Source organism: Priestia sp. SIMBA_032 (assembly GCF_046535215.1).
GTDB lineage: Bacteria > Bacillota > Bacilli > Bacillales > Bacillaceae_H > Priestia > Priestia aryabhattai.
Window position 1 is genome coordinate 83,283 of sequence record NZ_JAWRXD010000001.1, and the last position, 15,447, is coordinate 98,729.

A 15,447-nucleotide genomic window follows, 5' to 3' on the forward strand; every position below is an offset into this window, starting at 1 on the left:
TCCTCCTTATTAGTTAATGCATAAAATGCATTGATATTATCGTTTCTTTATATTGATTCGATCATTATTTCAATTATAAAATATTTTATAATAACAACCCTAAAAAATTACGACGAATTTTTTAAATTTTCATTATAAATCAATAAATAGGAGACGGATAAGTATGATAACAGTTGAAAAAAATCAATCGGCGAATACAGAAAGCGTGCAGAATTATGTTAATCAAGTATTTGAAACAGTAAAAAAACGAAATCCAAGTGAAAGTGAGTTTCATCAGGCAGTCAAAGAAGTATTCGATTCTTTAATACCTGTTCTTATAAAAAACCCTCAGTATATTAACCAAGCTATTCTGGAGAGAATCGTTGAACCTGAGAGAGTCATCTCTTTTCGTGTACCTTGGATCGATGATATGGGAAATGTTAGAGTTAATCGAGGGTTTCGCATCCAATATAGCAGCACAATTGGTCCATATAAAGGCGGATTAAGATTTCATCCATCTGTCAACGCAAGTATTATTAAATTTTTAGGATTTGAGCAAATTTTTAAAAACTCTTTAACTGGTCAACCAATTGGCGGCGGTAAAGGCGGTGCTGATTTTGATCCTAAAGGAAAATCAGATGGAGAAATAATGCGTTTTTGTCAAAGCTTTATGCTAGAACTTAGCAAATATATCGGACCTGATACGGATGTTCCTGCAGGTGACATTGGTGTAGGAAGTAAAGAAATTGGCTTTTTGTTTGGGCAATATAAAAAAATGCGTAGCACCTTTGAAGCAGGTGTTCTAACAGGAAAAGGCCTTAGTTATGGTGGAAGTTTAGCTCGTAAAGAAGCAACTGGATATGGAACAGTTTACTTTGTTGAAGAAATGTTAAAAGATAATAATCTCAGCTTTAAAGGCAGTACAGTTGTTGTGTCAGGGTCAGGAAATGTCTCAATTTATGCAATTGAAAAAGCGATGCAGCTAGGGGCTAAAGTGATCGCGTGCAGCGATTCGAATGGTTATATCTATGACAAAGATGGTCTTAACTTAGAGACAGTTAAACGTATTAAGGAAGTAGAAAAAAAACGCATAAGTACTTATGTAAATGATCATCCCGAAGCGGTTTACGTGGAAAGTTGTAATGGGATTTGGACAGTACCATGTGATATTGCTTTACCATGTGCTACTCAAAATGAGATCGATCAAAACTCTGCAGAATTATTAGTTTCTAATGGAGTAAAAGCAATTGGTGAAGGTGCAAATATGCCATCTACATTAGAAGCTGTCGAGATTTTCTTAGAGAACAATATTTTATTTGCCCCTGCTAAAGCAGCAAACGCTGGTGGTGTTTCTGTATCAGCATTAGAAATGGCTCAAAATAGCACTAGGCTTTCTTGGACTTTTGAAGAAGTCGATAGCAAATTACATGCGATTATGAAAAGCATATACCAAAATAGCAAGAAAGCTGCTCAAGAATACAACGCTCCTGGTAATCTTGTCGCAGGTGCAAACATTGCTGGATTTATAAAAGTTGCTGATGCTATGATTGAGCAAGGTGTTATTTGATACTTCATTAGGAGAATATACTAGTATGGATATCTTGAATTTAAAGGCTGTTAATAATGGGTGACTTACAGATAGTTTCTACAATTATAATTGCTAGTTTAATTGCACTTTCATATGCACTCAGTAGAAAAAAACCTACTATTAAATATATAACACCTCTCATTGTAGGAGTGGTTAGTGTTGGCGTTGTTATCGTAAGCTTCCTTATCGGAGGATGGATTGGTATGAGAATAGGAACAATTAGCTTTACTGCTTTTATCTCATCACTTATCTCCCTACTAATTATATCTATAGCTGAATCTGTGAAAAGAAAATTCAGTAAAAACATTCACCACTAAAGTATGTATAGCACATACAAAGTCAGTTTATATAATGCGGATGATTGGTAGAAAAAGAAGACGTCAAATAATACCAAGTATAAAAGCCCTTTAAAACCTCAGTTCTAAAGGGCTTTTATACCTCTTTATTATTTAGAAGTCACATATTCATTCTTCCCTGCTCCCATACCGGCGATAAAAATAAAGATTGAAACTAAAACTAGCATCAGTAAAGGGATAGTCCAGCTGTGTGTAATGTCGTGTAGTCCTCCAAATAACACAGGCCCTACAGCAGATAAAAGATAACCGAATGATTGAGCCATACCGGATAATTCTGCTGCCTCGTTAGTACTTTGTGTGCGTAAACTAAAGAACATCATTGCCAAACTAAATACAAACCCGACTCCAATTCCAACCATAATAATCCACAATGGGATAAGGAGTGTATTTCCGTACAAGATACCTAATAATCCTCCAATAAGCAAAACAGCTGGAATGACTACTAATAAACGCTGATCTTGCAAACGGCCGGCTAAAATAGGAACGAGGAACGTAATAGGAAGTACAGCAAGCTGCATTAACGATAACATCCAGCCAGCGTCATGAGTATTCAATCCTTTTTGTTCAAGAATTTCCGGCATCCATGTAATAACTGTATAGAAGATAAAGGATTGAAATCCCATAAATAATGTGACATTCCATGCTAATCTAGAACGCCATAAGTTAATAGATTCACCCTTTTGCACTGTTTGTTGAGACTTCGTAGACTTATGTCGATTTCGCAATTGCGGTAGCCAAATGAAGATGGTAAGAAGAGATAAAATCCCCCAACATCCAAGGGCTCCGGTCCATCCTAAACCTGATACTGAAGAAATGGGAATACTTATACCAGACCCAATAGCGCCGCATAAATTCATAGAAACTGCATAAATTCCTGTCATCATGCCTATCTTTTGTGCAAAGTTATGTTTAATTAGACTAGGTAACAATACATTTCCAATAGCAATAGATAAACCAATTAAGATCGTTCCTGCAAATAATGTTTCTATTCCACCAAAAGAGCGTATTCCAATTCCGATTGTTAATAAGATTAAGGAAATAAATAGCGTAAACTCCATGCCGAAACGCCGAGCTAACTTGGGAGCAAAAGGAGATAGGAATGCAAAAGCTAGTAAAGGTACTGTAGTTATTGTTCCTGCTAAAGTATTAGATATTCCTAAACTGTCACGAATAGAAGCTACCAGTGGGCCCACAGATGTTAAAGGGGCTCTGAGATTAGCTCCAATTAGGATAATGCCTATAATCAGTAATCCTATTTTAGGATTTATATTTAGTTTTGGCTGTTCTAGTCGATTTGTTGTGTGTGGGATACCCATGGTAGCTATAGACCCTCCGTATATAATCTTAAAGTTTTTAAAATTAAGTAATATATTCATTTACTGTGCAGATTGCCATGATAGCATCCACAAGTTTACAAAGTAGGTTCAACTAAAATCAGTATGAGAACTTACTTCAACTATATGATGACCAGATGTATGTAAAGAATCTATCATATGGTTATATAAATCAATTAACATATGATTTATGTAATGCTTCTAACATTGTTTTATGCAGCTGGATGTCAGCTTTTTCATAAGCTTTTCCCTGCTTTGTTTGTAGTCGGCCAGTATGTACGACAGATTATATATCCTCTCTCAATGTATTTCGGCTCATTTCAAATTGTTGCATTAATTTCATTTCAGAAAGGATCTGTCTTCCATTTTCCCATATACTCTATATTCATTTAAGGATTCGATTTGAGAGACAACTTGTTCTACAAGTGACATACGATTTGCCTTTAATATATCAACTGTACATCCTTCTAATTTTTAGAGGGATTAGTTCATTGGTTATTTTAGCACATATAGATGAGAGTATAAATATGGCTGCGGTATTAGACAGCTAAATGTATAAATACTAATACCTTGAGCAAACTATTCAAGATGCCTAAACGGCATCTTCTTCAATACACATAATATACAAAACAAAGTTAATATAATCGACTCTCTTAAGTTAACTGTTTTTATAAGGCTCCTGTTAAAATCTAGTGCCATGAATAACACTTTAAACACTTTGTACGTTATTCATTTAATTTCTAACATAAAGAAATAAACATCTTAGAGAATCAGCTAAGTGTATAAATCTATATATTACATTCACCCCTGTTCCAAGAAAGAAGAAGATTCTAATGAAAGGAGAGCGTAAAGTGGAAATCATCCAAGTAAGCTGGCGTACAGTATTATTATATGTTGTGATTATTATTATTTTTCGTTTTATTGGCCAACGAGGCATAAATCAGCTAAATGTCATTGATCTTGTTGTTGTGCTTATGATAAGTGAACTTGGAGTGGTTGCAATTGAGGATACGGGAGAGTCCTTACTACATCAACTTGTACCTATTCTTATATTAACACTTATCCAAATAGGGCTTACCTATATCCAATTAAAAAGTCAAAAGTTACGCAGAGTACTAGATGGGCAACCTATTATTGTAATAAGACAAGGAAAAATTGATGAAAAACAAATGAAAAAATCACGTTATAATTTGGACGACTTGCTTTTACAACTGCGGGATAAAAATATAGGAGATATCCGTGAGGTAGATTATGCGATATTAGAGCCTTCAGGTACATTATCTGTATTTAAAAAATCAGAAAGCAAAGATAAATCAGGATCTGTATTTTTACTTCCCCTTGTTATTGATGGGATCATTCAAGAAAAGCATTTAAATCTAATAAATAAAAATTCTTCTTGGCTTTTCAACGAATTGAAAAAAAGAGGGTACAAAGACGTGAAACGTATTTTATATTGTAGTTTTTTAAATGGGCAGCTTTTTGTGGATATAAAAAATGAATGATAAAAAAATCTAGGACGAAAATGGGTTTAAACTTGGCTAATTCTATAGAAAGCCACAAACTGCTGGAGCTATTGAATACAAGATCTTTAAAAGCTGTAATAGTCATGTGTTGTTATGTATAAACGAAGAGCAAGCTAATAAAAATCAGCTTGCTCTTATCTATAAGATGAAGTACAAAAAGGGCTTTTTTTATTTATTAAGCTCAGCAGGAGCTGAAATATTCTCAAGAACTTTTCCTGTTTCTTTATTTGAAGTATTACTTATCGCTAAATCTCCCAGAGAAACCATTCCAATGAGTTTTCCGTTTTCTACAATAGGAAGTCTGCGTATTTGATGCTGAGACATGAGATCTGAAGCCTGCTCTACAGACATGTATTTTGTACCGGTAATAACATCAGTATTAATCATTTCAGATATTTGGGTATTCGTATTAAAATTATTAGCTAATCCCTTGACGACTAAATCACGATCCGTTATTAGGCCTATCAGCTTATCATTTTCACAAATTGGAATAACTCCTACATCTACATTCTTCATCATATTAGCTACCTCACCACATGAACTTTTAAGGTTACCTGTCTCAATATTAGAAGTCATCACTTCTGTTATATTCATAGCAACTCCTCCTTTATTTAATCATTGTCTTACTTCACTTGATTCCCGCACCTCATCTTCTAAAACGTCCATTTGAGTTTTAGGATACAAAGCTTTAGGTTTTAATGAGAAGAAAATGGTGAATGGATTTGAAAAATTCATCGCATTTTATTGGACAGTAAAAAGGTGTAAGAATGACAGGAAACGAGTTTTTAATAAAAGAGCACAACCCGTTGGTTCGTAATAAATTTATACTTCTCATCTTTATACTTTTACAAAAGAGTTATCCGAAGCTAATTTTCATTAAATTGAAATATTAAAACTATTATATAAATTGTATAATTTAGTAGTATAAAAACTACTAGGAAGGAATTACACACTATGTTATGGTTTATATCTGCTTTAGGGACAGCTGTATGCTTCGGAGTAAACAATACTTTATTTAAATGGGGTGCTCTTCAACATTTATCTAAAGTGTGTATTCAACTTTTCTTTTATTGGATTTCTTTTTTTATCCTCTTATTAGTTACTCTTATTAAAGGAAGTTTTGAATTTCACATTTTACCTATTTTAACGGGGGCACTAATCGGTATCTTAAATGCCAATGGCAATATCCAAATGTCGAAAGCCTTTGAGAAAGGACCTGCGAGTATTACATCTACCATTATTGCGATGAATACAGTCATTGTTGTTATAGCTACATCCTTATTATTTCCTCAATCCATTCCTTTAACAAATTGGATTGGTATCGTCATTATTATATTGGCAGCTTGTATTATTCAGTATCAACCAAACAAAACGGCACACATAGAGTATAAATTATGGATTTTGAGCTGCTGTTTAGCTCTTCTATCTATCGGAACAGTTGGTATTATTATGAAATTCAGCACGTATCAGCACTTTAGCATGGGTGAAATGCTTGTTTCAATGTATGGCGGAGGAGCTGTCTATTTAAGTTTATTAGCTCGGAAAGAATTTAAAAAATTAACTGCACATAAAATTGAAATAAAGATAGGTATACTAGTTGGTATATTAAGTACGATTGGTTACAGCTGTTATTTATTCGCCCTAAAGGAAGGTCCATCCAGTGTGGTTTATCCAATCATTAGTTTAAATTGTATTGTTGTTTTAATTGGGAGCTTAGTTATCTTTAAAGAAAGACTTAAAAAATATCAATTAATAGGAATTATTCTTACTTTATGCGGAATCGTGTTGACTAAGATATAAGTTTTTGCACTAATACCGACAGAAGAACGAACATATAGTAAAATAGGTCTCCCTCTGTATGGCAACTGAAGATGTATATAGTATACATACATAGAAAAAACAGAAAAACTCCCCCAATGCGTTAAGGGAGTTTTTCTATTTTTAGGAGTTAGCTAAATGATAATTCATCCATCTTGAGCTTTGGGCACCAACCTTGCCTTAATGCATCGATTGAATCGGTCGTTTTAGCTATGCTCTCTCTTCTAATCTATTTTTATTTATTTCAACAGGTAACGTTAATGCCGCTAGTTTGCAGAACTTTTTCTAGTGCACTTTGCTCTTTATTGCTTAAAGGAACCATTGGCAAACGAACACCGCCAACTTGTATTCCATTTAAATTTAATGCAGCTTTTACTGGCGAAGGACTTGGCGCAATAAATAATGTTCTCATAATTGGAAGCAGATTGCGATGTATAGCAGCAGCTTTTTGGACATCGCCATTTTTGAAGGCATTAATCATTTCTTGCATATCATTGCCAATGATGTGGGAAGCAACTGAAATAACTCCTGTCCCGCCAATTGCTAATACTGGTATTGTTAACCCATCATCGCCGCTGTATAGTGTAAAGTCGCTAGGTGTTTTGCTAATAATCTCTGCCATGTCATCCAAATTGCCACTTGCTTCCTTAATTGACACAACATTAGGGATCTCTGATAGACGAACAATTGTTTCAACAGAAATGTTAACTATGCTTCGCCCTGGGATATTATAAAGCATAACTGGTAGAGAGGTTGATTCCGCAATCGTTTTAAAATGCTGGTACAAGCCTTCTTGAGACGGCTTATTATAGTATGGAGCAACGAGCATAATACCATCGACTCCTGTTTCCTCTGCAAGTTTCGTTAAGCTAATCGAAGCTTGCGTGTTGTTTGAGCCAGTTCCAGCGATGACGTGGACTCTTCCAGCAGCAGCTTTTACAACACATTTGAATAATTCAATTTTTTCTTCTGTGGTTAATGTTGGAGACTCTCCAGTTGTACCAGCTACAACTAAGCCATCTGTGCCATTTGTAATTAAATGCTCAACTAACGTTTTCGTCGCGTTAAAATCAATTTCGCCATTCTGATCAAATGGGGTAACCATTGCTGTTAATACTTGGCCAAAATTCATAACTACACACCCTTTATAAAATTTTTAAAATTAGAGGGGTCAGGACCATTCATAAGAAACGCAAAAAGCAGCAACGAGGGATTCGTTGCTGCAGTAGAAACAATATTTATCAAAAATAGTTTCCGTGCGTAAGATAGCCCTCCATATAGTTTCCTATATGACAGTTCTGTATTTATTCAACAGCAGAACCAGCTTCAAGAACATGAGATTCTTTTGGCTTCGGCAAATACCCCTTTCCACAATTGTCATTGGATCTCATTCTCCTCAAATTGTATACTTATGATCTTTGCACCTCTATCCTCACTTCAAAAAATATTGAAATAAGAAAATATTTAATTGAATTTAATATAACAGTAAATTTCCTTTCACGCAAGAATCATTTAAGTATAGTTTCACGGATATTATATAATTGAGTCCCTAAACTAGGATGTGTCCAAATTATTGACTCAAGCTCACAACCTCAATATCATTCATGTTAGCAGTCTACCTTTCTTTTTGCTATCCGCTATATATTTGAATTTATAGAGTGTACATATAATAAAAAGCCACCCGCTTAGAGTGACTTAGCATTAGGTTTATTCTTTAATTCATCAGGTACGTAATCTAAAAGTACGGATATTATTGTATTAAAATGCCATGGAGTAAGATTGTTGCCAGCACTTTCTTTTAACTCAGTTCTTAGCTTTTCACCCCATATAGGATATTTATTGTTGCTTTTTGCTTCCTCTAACATATACTCAACTACATTTAGTACTTTATAATATTCGTTTTCTTTTGCGCTAATATAATAATCCTTTTGTTTATAGTTCATATCTCCAATCTCCTTTTGGTTATTTATGAACAATAAATTTTTTCATAAGATAGCATCAAATTTAGACTATATCTCTTATTTCCTTATAACATCTACATTGATTTAAATAGTTTATAATATCTTGGTTATTTACTTCTTTGATATTATCTCCAAAAAGTTCAACGGCACTTTCTAAACGTTCCCTTTGATTATCAATCGTTAGTACATATCGAAGTGCATCAACTACTGGTGCATTATGATATGTACGACGAGCGAAATATTCTTCGATTGCCTTATTTAAGTATTCTGATTCAGCCTTTCTAAATTTAGGTTCTGACCTTTGAAGGTTCTTTACCTCCATCTCCATCATGAATCCCTCATCCTCTCAGCTTTAATTTACTATTTTATTTCCCTACTGGAAGTAAAATAAAACTTAGTTTGTATACAAATTAATATATTTTCTCAAAATAAAAAACACCTGTGAAGACAGATGTTTTTTGTAAACTTAACATATTACAGAAGAAACGATTCGTCATCAAAAGGAACAAAGTGATTAGTTACAGTACGTGCTCGTTTTTTATAGTTATCCGTTATCCGTTATGGTTATGAAAGTACTATTTTGTTAATTGATTATACATGTCTTCCAGCTCTGAAAAAGAAATGTCTTCAGAGGCATAACCTACAGCAGCATCCACAATTCGATCAAAACTTTCAGATGAGATGCTTTCTGCTTTGAGGTATCGCTCATACTGCTCTAGTTGTTCCTGCTGATTTTCTAAATCTCTTCCTTTTCCTTCGTAATCAGGAGCTTTTATCGTTTCAATATTTTTCTTAACAACATCGACATACTGTCTTAATTCTTCCACATTTATCCCTCTCCTTCTATTTTTGAAGTAACACATGGATCAAAAATATGACACATCAGTAAAGGAAAAGTAGCACTCTCCCTCTATAAATATTGCGTCAAACCTCCAGAATTATACATTTTTAAAAAACAAAAACACCCCTAGAGGGTGCTTTTCGAAAATATTCTGTACTGAAAGGAGAGACCATTCACCTACAAAGGGAACGGTGGATTGCTTATAGTATGTGTTATTTTCTTAGATTTATACTTAAAAAAGAAAAAATCCCACTACTGGAAAAAATGCTGTTTTCCCAACGTAAACCTTGCGGAAACTAGGTATACTTTTCTCCGTTTTCATGATGAAGCTTGCCGATTCAATTTCAATAAAGGTCTGATGTAGAACTGATATGTTCCATAATTGTTGATTGTAATCAGATGCACACACACTTTCATCATAACGTGCTTTAATAATATGTCTGAATTCTCCGATTAAGCACTGACCAGTGTAGCATTTTACCCCTTTTTCTTCTATAGCATTTAGCACTTTAAACTCAAATTGAATTTTCATAAGTAAACCCATCGATGTTTGCTTCATGTAAAGCTAAAGAATAGATTAATTTTTGATGGAGCATAGCATGCAGTCAAATTCTTGTTGAGGAAATATAGCTTTATCTTTTAATTAACACATCTAAGGACATACTAAAAAATGAGGTGATAATATGGAAATAAATCGAGCTAAGCAAATTCTTTCTTCACCCAAGGAAATTGATGTTCATTACCACGGAGTTCCTATTTGGATTAAAAGTGTAGATGAAACATCAAGTATGGCTACCGTTCATGCGAGAGGAACACATGATGAAGACCGTATGGTTCCAGTCCTTGATTTAGAAGAAAAATAAAAAGCCACAAAGGAAGAATGTGGAATTTTCGCATTCTTTTCTTCCATCTCCAAATAGAACCGAATAACTGATACCATATTTCTCTAAGCTTTATTTATAAGAAAAAAGAGGTGCAGCATGAAAGAGAAAAAAGAACCACAATTCAGAAGTGGCGAGCTAGAAAATGCGGAACTAAAAGGCTATTATGGAATGGACCCTGAAACAAGCCTTCAATCCGTTAATTTTGCTACGACAGAGAACCCATACTTAAATGAGCATTATCAAGAAGATTCTAAAGAAAATGAATAAAAAGAGAAGAAAATAACCGACCTTTATTTCTTTTCTGTAGTTATACATTTTTATTAAGTTAACAATAGAAAGGTTTTCAGATAGCATATTTCGATTTCGGCTTATTCTTAATTTTGTAACGATATTACCTGACACATAACGATTATAAAAAGCCACTTGTTTTACGCAAGTGGCTCTTTGCTATATTGATTGAATGCATTTGAACCCCTAAATAAATAATGGCAAAAAGCAATCTATAATTGATGTAGATTATTCTTTGACTAATTTAACAAGCATATGAGCAAGATGATGTTGTTCTTCCTCGTTTCCAACTTTCCATAACTCATGTAACAAGTATTGTTCTTCATTTTGTGGCTCTTCATGGATTGCGAGATAGTCAGCTATTTTTTTAGCTGCTAGAGCTAATTGATTATCATTTAACCCTAGTTTCTCACCTTTTGTGACTTTATCTCCTAAGTAACTTTTAAATTCGTTAAAACTAGAAAGGATGTTGTCTTTCTTCTCTTGACTCATTTCATTTAGTTTATCCTCTACTTTATTTTCGACGGTTTCAGTATTATTGTTCATTTTTCATTCTCCTTCCAATTAAGTATCAATGTTCTTATATGATAAATCCCCTATTTACAGGTATATAAACATTTCGTAGCCGACTCCTATATTAAGTAGAATAATAGTAAACCTTGAATAAAACTCGAGTATTTGTAATAGAGTTTAGTGAAAAACCTTTTTGATAACAGAATGTATTTCTTAGGAGATTAACAACCTAGGTTAGTTTCACAAAACTTAATTAGTTATTTAGATGAGGAATGGAGTGAATACAAATGAGTTTAGCTACTTATATAGGTTCAAACGTAGAATTACCTATTAATAAGGAATTAGATGATTTAGTTACTATTGGCAGTTGCTTTTCAGATGAAAGAAATCGATTGAACATAAAGAAACACCAATTTACTACCCTTTATGTTTATGAAGTTGCAAGTGACTGGGGAATTGAAATTACGGAATATATGAATAAGAGCAGGCGTAAAGAATCAAAAGAGAAACTAATTGCACTATGCAAATTGATGGACCGCTACCTTAAGTCAGGAGACTTTTTTGAATTGTATAGTTGTTGGATAGGGGAAGAAACTGAAGAACAAGAGAGGAAATTAACGTTAAACATCCATTACTTTGACATTGATGATATTGACATGCCGGAAAAAACATTAGTTAGAATTGAAAAGTGAGTTCGCCCTATTATTATGGTGAATTTCCCCTTATATAGTATACATAAAAAAAGAAAAACTCCCCTAATGCCTTAAGGGAGTTTTTCTTTTAGTTAAATATTAAGGGTGTAATTGCTTGTTACTTACATATCATTTAATATTTTTGTAGATATTTATTATAACCTATCAAATGATTTCGGGAAAGTGAAAAATGAAAGCGATTACTTATAATTTGAAATAATAAATGAAATATAACTGTATTTTTATGAGGTGTATCTTGGATCTGAAAAAATACAGAGCTTAAGCTTAAATGTTCTAAATTTCCCCTTATATATTAATATAAAAAAACTTTTATTCTTTATCGTTTCCTCGCACAGCATTAGAAACCATAGAAGTATCTCCAGTATAATACTTATGCGGATAAGGATCAGAAGGCTTTGTTACAAACTCTTTCTCAAGATCACCTAATTCGGTTTCATCTGTATTGTTCTCTGATACCTGCTCTAAATCATTTGATTGGTTATTCCCCATATAAAATTCCTCCTTTTAATTAAACAATGCTCATTAAGAATACGTTTTTTAATATTCTGGATATAAATGCTGTTTTTATTCTATGCTTTCCTGTGCCTTTTCTTCATTTAGTATATATTTCAAATTAATATTTATTACTTTTTTGAAATTGTGAACGATTTATTCACACCTTTAAAATCCGTTATGTTAACTAAGAAAGTATGCTATATTCACTTCAAAAAGCAGAGACCGATTGGCCCTGCTTATTATTTGACTATCACTTTCCCTACCATTCCACTATTAAAATGATACCTACATATCAGTTCATATGTACCTGGGTTTTGTGGTTTCAAGGTAATGGTTTTTTCTTTTCCAGGCTGTACTTCAGCGTCAATTCCGAGTTTTTCTACTGTAAAGGTATGCTCTTTCTGACCTTCATTTTTCAATATCAATGTTGTCGTTTTTCCACTCGGGATAGTGATGGTTTCTGGATTAAAGTAATCATCGTTCAACTGAACCTCCATGGTTTTTTGTCTTACCATGTCGGATTCGGCCAAAACACCGAGTGATCCTGAAGTCATCACACTGATAACCATCGTAAACAAAACGACTAATCCCATTAACCAGTTTTTCACAGACATTTGCATTCACTCCCTTCATAACCCATATTCTTTTCCAATTCATAAAAAAATATCACTATTTTTTTTGAATTAATCATTGTTTTTCCTTTATTTCTATTTATAGAAAGCACAAATTCCATTAAATTGCCTAACTTTATAAAATAGTATTGATACTAATAGAACAGTTACGATCATATTCTTATAAAAGAAACCATTAAAAAGGAGTGTCAAGTTAGTTGATAAAAGCTAAGGTTAGTTTACGGCCTATTGTTAGTAAGATAAATTTACCTACCGTTTTGAAAACGGCTATACTTCCGGGTGACTCATTTGAAAGCTTATTTATTGCAACCCAAGTAGGAGAAATCTTTTACATAAGAGATGAAGCTATACAGACTTTTTTGGATATTCGCTCACAAATCATAAAACTGGGTACGTCTGAACCAGGTGTTTCTCGTGGGGGATATGATGAACGAGGGCTGCTAGGGCTAGCGTTTCATCCAGAATTTTATTATAACGGTCTGTTTTATCTTCATTACTCAGTAGCTGGAACACAAGGACCAGGTGCCCTTTCCGAACATTTTAAGCCTAACCCGTGTGATCCTAAAACTTCAAAACTAAAGTGGATAAATAGAGAAACTAAATATGATCATATTGATACAGTGGAAGAATGGATTTTCCAACCAAACGGTCAACCTCAAAAAAGCCGGACGTTACTTAACTTAAGAAGACCATTTTTTAATCATAATGGTGTCAACAGCTTAAACTTTTCACCTGAAACTGGAAAACTTATCTTAACAATCGGAGATGGCGGATCAGGATATGACCCCTTTAATTTAAGTCAAGATGATATGGAGATTTACGGAAAGATAATTGAAATTGATGTAAGTAAGAATACATTCATCCATAACCCACCCGCAGTCACACGCTTTAATGAACTTCCTTCACCTATTCAGGAAACCCTTACGCTCATTGCCAAAGGAGTTCGCAATATAACGGGCATTTCATTTCAAAAGTTTTATAGTCAGTACATCAAATATGTGGGAAACGTGGGACAAGACGTGGTAGAGTCTATTTTTTCATTTGTTCATTACAAGCCAATACCTGTTCCTCAACTTGTTCAAGCTTCTTTAATGAGAGCTAAACCCAACCAGGAAGGATTTATTAACCTTGGATGGCGGGGATGGGAAGGAGATTTTCCAACTTCATTTATAAAAAGGTGTTCTGAAAATCCGGCCTTGGATGAGAAAATAATTGCTTATTACAATGAAGCAGTAAAAACTTCAGCGAGACGTCTTCAGCCTTTAACTAGTTATTTTCACAAAGATCCCCGCCCTAATAAATTTGGAGGGACCTCCCTTACAGGAGTTCAGCCATATATGGGAAACAAAATCCCTAGCTTAACAGGAAGCGTTATGTTTACGGATATTGCCCAGATTAAAGAATCTCGATCCCCAGTTAGAGGAGTTTTAGCTTATACCAAGGCAGGTACAGATTGTAAGCTAAATGATTTTAATATTGTGGAAATTGATTATAATTTTGGTTCTCAATCGGCTTACTACGTTAGTTTGGGAACGAACCTGAATCAAACTAGGCTTTATTTAGGAGTTTATGGCTCTATGAAAGTGTCTGACTTTAATCAAGGTACTGTTTTTGAAATTGTTCCATGATTTACATTTATAAAATTCGACTAAGCATTGGTTTCCCTAAAAAAATTATAGCTTAATTTTTTTACCAGCTATTTTATAGGAATGAGCAAATGAAATTTCTAGAAAATAAAAAAGCCTTTAATCAATAAAGCCCATAAAAGATTCATTTTATGGGCTACAGTACCATACCTTTAGAAAGTACGACCTATTTCTGTAAAAGTGAATGCGACTTATTAGTCCTCCCTTTTAATTTCTTCATATATTACACGTAAGAGTTGATATATCGGTCAGTGATCTAAATCAGTCTTTAACCCCTTATAATGTAAAAACAGTTAACAGAGGTGAAATTCATGTACTTTTTAAAGTCTCTTTCAAATGAAGTAAAATCTGCACAGTTTCTTTTTAATAGACTATCTAAAACGAAGCAGCTTGTATCAGGCGCTCTTTTCGCCAGCTTAGCAGCCCTTTTTCAATCAGCAGGAGGTTTCTTACCAGGAATAGGCATTTTCCTTAGTCCATTATCTACCGCACCCATTCTTTTTTGTTTTATACTTTCGCTTCCTCTAGGGTTTATTATCTATATATTAACAAATCTGCTTCTTCTGGTTATCCAGCCAAGTGAACTTATTATTTTTCCTTTTACAACAGGAATATTGGGAATGGGCATAGGAGCTGCTTTTTACTTTTTTAAAAAGAGATTGTACATTATTATAAGTGGTGCCACCTTATTAACTTTTGGGATTATTACCTTATTGTGCGTTTTCAAATTCCCAGTACTAGGTCCCGTGATCTCCAATAATTTTTCTCTTTCTACTACTGGTTTAATTTTTGTATTTACTTTCCTTTATAGTTGGATTTGGGTTGAGCTCAGCTTAGCGTATTTTAAAAAATTAAAAACGTTTATTTTCTTTTAAA

Annotated in this window: 19 protein-coding genes and 1 riboswitch; of the genes, 9 read left to right on the forward strand and 10 right to left on the reverse strand. The window is 33.7% G+C overall.

The window, feature by feature from the left end; translation table 11 throughout:
• The first annotated feature begins 163 nt into the window (after positions 1-163).
• Positions 164-1,546, forward strand: coding sequence for an NADP-specific glutamate dehydrogenase (gdhA, locus tag SB717_RS00375; protein WP_410902953.1), 1,383 nt, complete (start codon positions 164-166; stop codon positions 1,544-1,546).
• A 56-nt stretch (positions 1,547-1,602) separates the two neighbouring features.
• Positions 1,603-1,884: a YesK family protein gene (locus tag SB717_RS00380; RefSeq protein ID WP_410902954.1), complete on the forward strand. Its 282-nt coding sequence runs from the start codon at positions 1,603-1,605 to the stop codon at positions 1,882-1,884.
• Between the two features lie 128 nt (positions 1,885-2,012).
• Here the strand turns inward: SB717_RS00380 and SB717_RS00385 are convergent, their stop codons facing one another.
• Positions 2,013-3,239 (reverse strand): CynX/NimT family MFS transporter, encoded by a 1,227-nt coding sequence (locus SB717_RS00385; RefSeq protein WP_264133459.1) that lies wholly within the window; start codon positions 3,237-3,239, stop codon positions 2,013-2,015.
• Positions 3,240-4,108: 869 nt separating this feature from the next.
• Between SB717_RS00385 and SB717_RS00390 the strand changes: the two genes are divergently transcribed.
• Positions 4,109-4,759, forward strand: coding sequence for a DUF421 domain-containing protein (locus SB717_RS00390; protein ID WP_410902955.1), 651 nt, complete (start codon positions 4,109-4,111; stop codon positions 4,757-4,759).
• 189 nt (positions 4,760-4,948) lie between these two features.
• Here the strand turns inward: SB717_RS00390 and SB717_RS00395 are convergent, their stop codons facing one another.
• Complete coding sequence (locus SB717_RS00395) at positions 4,949-5,374, reverse strand: CBS domain-containing protein (RefSeq protein ID WP_074683012.1); 426 nt, start codon at positions 5,372-5,374, stop codon at positions 4,949-4,951.
• Positions 5,375-5,734: 360 nt separating this feature from the next.
• Between SB717_RS00395 and SB717_RS00400 the strand changes: the two genes are divergently transcribed.
• Positions 5,735-6,580 carry a DMT family transporter gene (locus SB717_RS00400; RefSeq protein ID WP_029715083.1) on the forward strand — a complete coding sequence of 282 codons (846 nt, stop codon included), beginning with the start codon at positions 5,735-5,737 and terminating at the stop codon, positions 6,578-6,580.
• Positions 6,581-6,842: 262 nt separating this feature from the next.
• Here the strand turns inward: SB717_RS00400 and dapA are convergent, their stop codons facing one another.
• The 5 genes from dapA to SB717_RS00425 form a co-directional block, all read right to left on the reverse strand.
• Entirely contained in the window at positions 6,843-7,730 is an 888-nt protein-coding gene (dapA, locus tag SB717_RS00405) for a 4-hydroxy-tetrahydrodipicolinate synthase (protein ID WP_410902956.1), read from the reverse strand.
• A gap of 126 nt (positions 7,731-7,856) precedes the next feature.
• A riboswitch (Lysine riboswitch) is annotated at positions 7,857-8,035 on the reverse strand.
• 248 nt (positions 8,036-8,283) lie between these two features.
• Complete coding sequence (locus tag SB717_RS00410; RefSeq protein WP_410902957.1) at positions 8,284-8,541, reverse strand: hypothetical protein; 258 nt, start codon at positions 8,539-8,541, stop codon at positions 8,284-8,286.
• Positions 8,542-8,602: 61 nt separating this feature from the next.
• Positions 8,603-8,890, reverse strand: coding sequence for a hypothetical protein (locus tag SB717_RS00415; RefSeq protein ID WP_410902958.1), 288 nt, complete (start codon positions 8,888-8,890; stop codon positions 8,603-8,605).
• Positions 8,891-9,134: 244 nt separating this feature from the next.
• Positions 9,135-9,386: a YnfE family protein gene (locus tag SB717_RS00420; RefSeq protein ID WP_074683014.1), complete on the reverse strand. Its 252-nt coding sequence runs from the start codon at positions 9,384-9,386 to the stop codon at positions 9,135-9,137.
• A 246-nt stretch (positions 9,387-9,632) separates the two neighbouring features.
• A complete protein-coding gene (locus tag SB717_RS00425) occupies positions 9,633-9,932 on the reverse strand; it encodes a hypothetical protein (RefSeq protein ID WP_410902959.1) in 300 nt (99 codons plus the stop codon).
• Between the two features lie 151 nt (positions 9,933-10,083).
• On the opposite strand from SB717_RS00425, the gene SB717_RS00430 reads away from it, so the two are divergent.
• Entirely contained in the window at positions 10,084-10,263 is a 180-nt protein-coding gene (locus tag SB717_RS00430) for an H-type small acid-soluble spore protein (protein WP_013056420.1), read from the forward strand.
• A gap of 117 nt (positions 10,264-10,380) precedes the next feature.
• Positions 10,381-10,551, forward strand: a complete 171-nt coding sequence (locus SB717_RS00435) for a hypothetical protein (RefSeq protein WP_165575304.1) — start codon at positions 10,381-10,383, stop codon at positions 10,549-10,551.
• 249 nt (positions 10,552-10,800) lie between these two features.
• On the opposite strand, the gene SB717_RS00440 is transcribed toward SB717_RS00435, so the two are convergent.
• Entirely contained in the window at positions 10,801-11,118 is a 318-nt protein-coding gene (locus SB717_RS00440; RefSeq protein ID WP_410902960.1) for a DUF3243 domain-containing protein, read from the reverse strand.
• Between the two features lie 254 nt (positions 11,119-11,372).
• Here SB717_RS00440 and SB717_RS00445 point away from each other — a divergent pair, with 254 nt between their 5' ends.
• On the forward strand, positions 11,373-11,777 hold the full coding sequence (locus SB717_RS00445) for a hypothetical protein (RefSeq protein ID WP_029714804.1): 405 nt from the start codon (positions 11,373-11,375) through the stop codon (positions 11,775-11,777).
• Between the two features lie 330 nt (positions 11,778-12,107).
• Here the strand turns inward: SB717_RS00445 and SB717_RS00450 are convergent, their stop codons facing one another.
• Together SB717_RS00450 and SB717_RS00455 are read right to left on the reverse strand one after the other, a co-directional pair.
• Positions 12,108-12,287, reverse strand: coding sequence for a hypothetical protein (locus SB717_RS00450; protein WP_074683016.1), 180 nt, complete (start codon positions 12,285-12,287; stop codon positions 12,108-12,110).
• 245 nt (positions 12,288-12,532) lie between these two features.
• On the reverse strand, positions 12,533-12,907 hold the full coding sequence (locus SB717_RS00455; protein ID WP_074683017.1) for a cupredoxin domain-containing protein: 375 nt from the start codon (positions 12,905-12,907) through the stop codon (positions 12,533-12,535).
• A 215-nt stretch (positions 12,908-13,122) separates the two neighbouring features.
• Between SB717_RS00455 and SB717_RS00460 the strand changes: the two genes are divergently transcribed.
• Together SB717_RS00460 and SB717_RS00465 are read left to right on the forward strand one after the other, a co-directional pair.
• The gene (locus SB717_RS00460; protein WP_264133461.1) at positions 13,123-14,553 is read left to right on the forward strand and encodes a PQQ-dependent sugar dehydrogenase; all 1,431 of its coding nucleotides are present in this window, start codon (positions 13,123-13,125) and stop codon (positions 14,551-14,553) included.
• Positions 14,554-14,882: 329 nt separating this feature from the next.
• On the forward strand, positions 14,883-15,446 hold the full coding sequence (locus SB717_RS00465; protein WP_410902961.1) for a YybS family protein: 564 nt from the start codon (positions 14,883-14,885) through the stop codon (positions 15,444-15,446).
• Position 15,447: the final 1 nt, after the last annotated feature.

Coding starts and splice junctions, on each gene's coding strand:
- gdhA (WP_410902953.1), top strand. CDS start 164: ATGATAACAGTTGAAAAAAATCAATCGGCGAATACAGAAAGCGTGCAG.
- SB717_RS00380 (WP_410902954.1), top strand. CDS start 1,603: ATGGGTGACTTACAGATAGTTTCTACAATTATAATTGCTAGTTTAATT.
- SB717_RS00385 (WP_264133459.1), bottom strand. CDS start 3,239: ATGGGTATCCCACACACAACAAATCGACTAGAACAGCCAAAACTAAAT.
- SB717_RS00395 (WP_074683012.1), bottom strand. CDS start 5,374: ATGAATATAACAGAAGTGATGACTTCTAATATTGAGACAGGTAACCTT.
- SB717_RS00400 (WP_029715083.1), top strand. CDS start 5,735: ATGTTATGGTTTATATCTGCTTTAGGGACAGCTGTATGCTTCGGAGTA.
- dapA (WP_410902956.1), bottom strand. CDS start 7,730: ATGAATTTTGGCCAAGTATTAACAGCAATGGTTACCCCATTTGATCAG.
- SB717_RS00410 (WP_410902957.1), bottom strand. CDS start 8,541: ATGAACTATAAACAAAAGGATTATTATATTAGCGCAAAAGAAAACGAA.
- SB717_RS00415 (WP_410902958.1), bottom strand. CDS start 8,890: ATGATGGAGATGGAGGTAAAGAACCTTCAAAGGTCAGAACCTAAATTT.
- SB717_RS00425 (WP_410902959.1), bottom strand. CDS start 9,932: ATGAAAATTCAATTTGAGTTTAAAGTGCTAAATGCTATAGAAGAAAAA.
- SB717_RS00430 (WP_013056420.1), top strand. CDS start 10,084: ATGGAAATAAATCGAGCTAAGCAAATTCTTTCTTCACCCAAGGAAATT.
- SB717_RS00435 (WP_165575304.1), top strand. CDS start 10,381: ATGAAAGAGAAAAAAGAACCACAATTCAGAAGTGGCGAGCTAGAAAAT.
- SB717_RS00440 (WP_410902960.1), bottom strand. CDS start 11,118: ATGAACAATAATACTGAAACCGTCGAAAATAAAGTAGAGGATAAACTA.
- SB717_RS00445 (WP_029714804.1), top strand. CDS start 11,373: ATGAGTTTAGCTACTTATATAGGTTCAAACGTAGAATTACCTATTAAT.
- SB717_RS00450 (WP_074683016.1), bottom strand. CDS start 12,287: ATGGGGAATAACCAATCAAATGATTTAGAGCAGGTATCAGAGAACAAT.
- SB717_RS00455 (WP_074683017.1), bottom strand. CDS start 12,907: ATGTCTGTGAAAAACTGGTTAATGGGATTAGTCGTTTTGTTTACGATG.
- SB717_RS00465 (WP_410902961.1), top strand. CDS start 14,883: ATGTACTTTTTAAAGTCTCTTTCAAATGAAGTAAAATCTGCACAGTTT.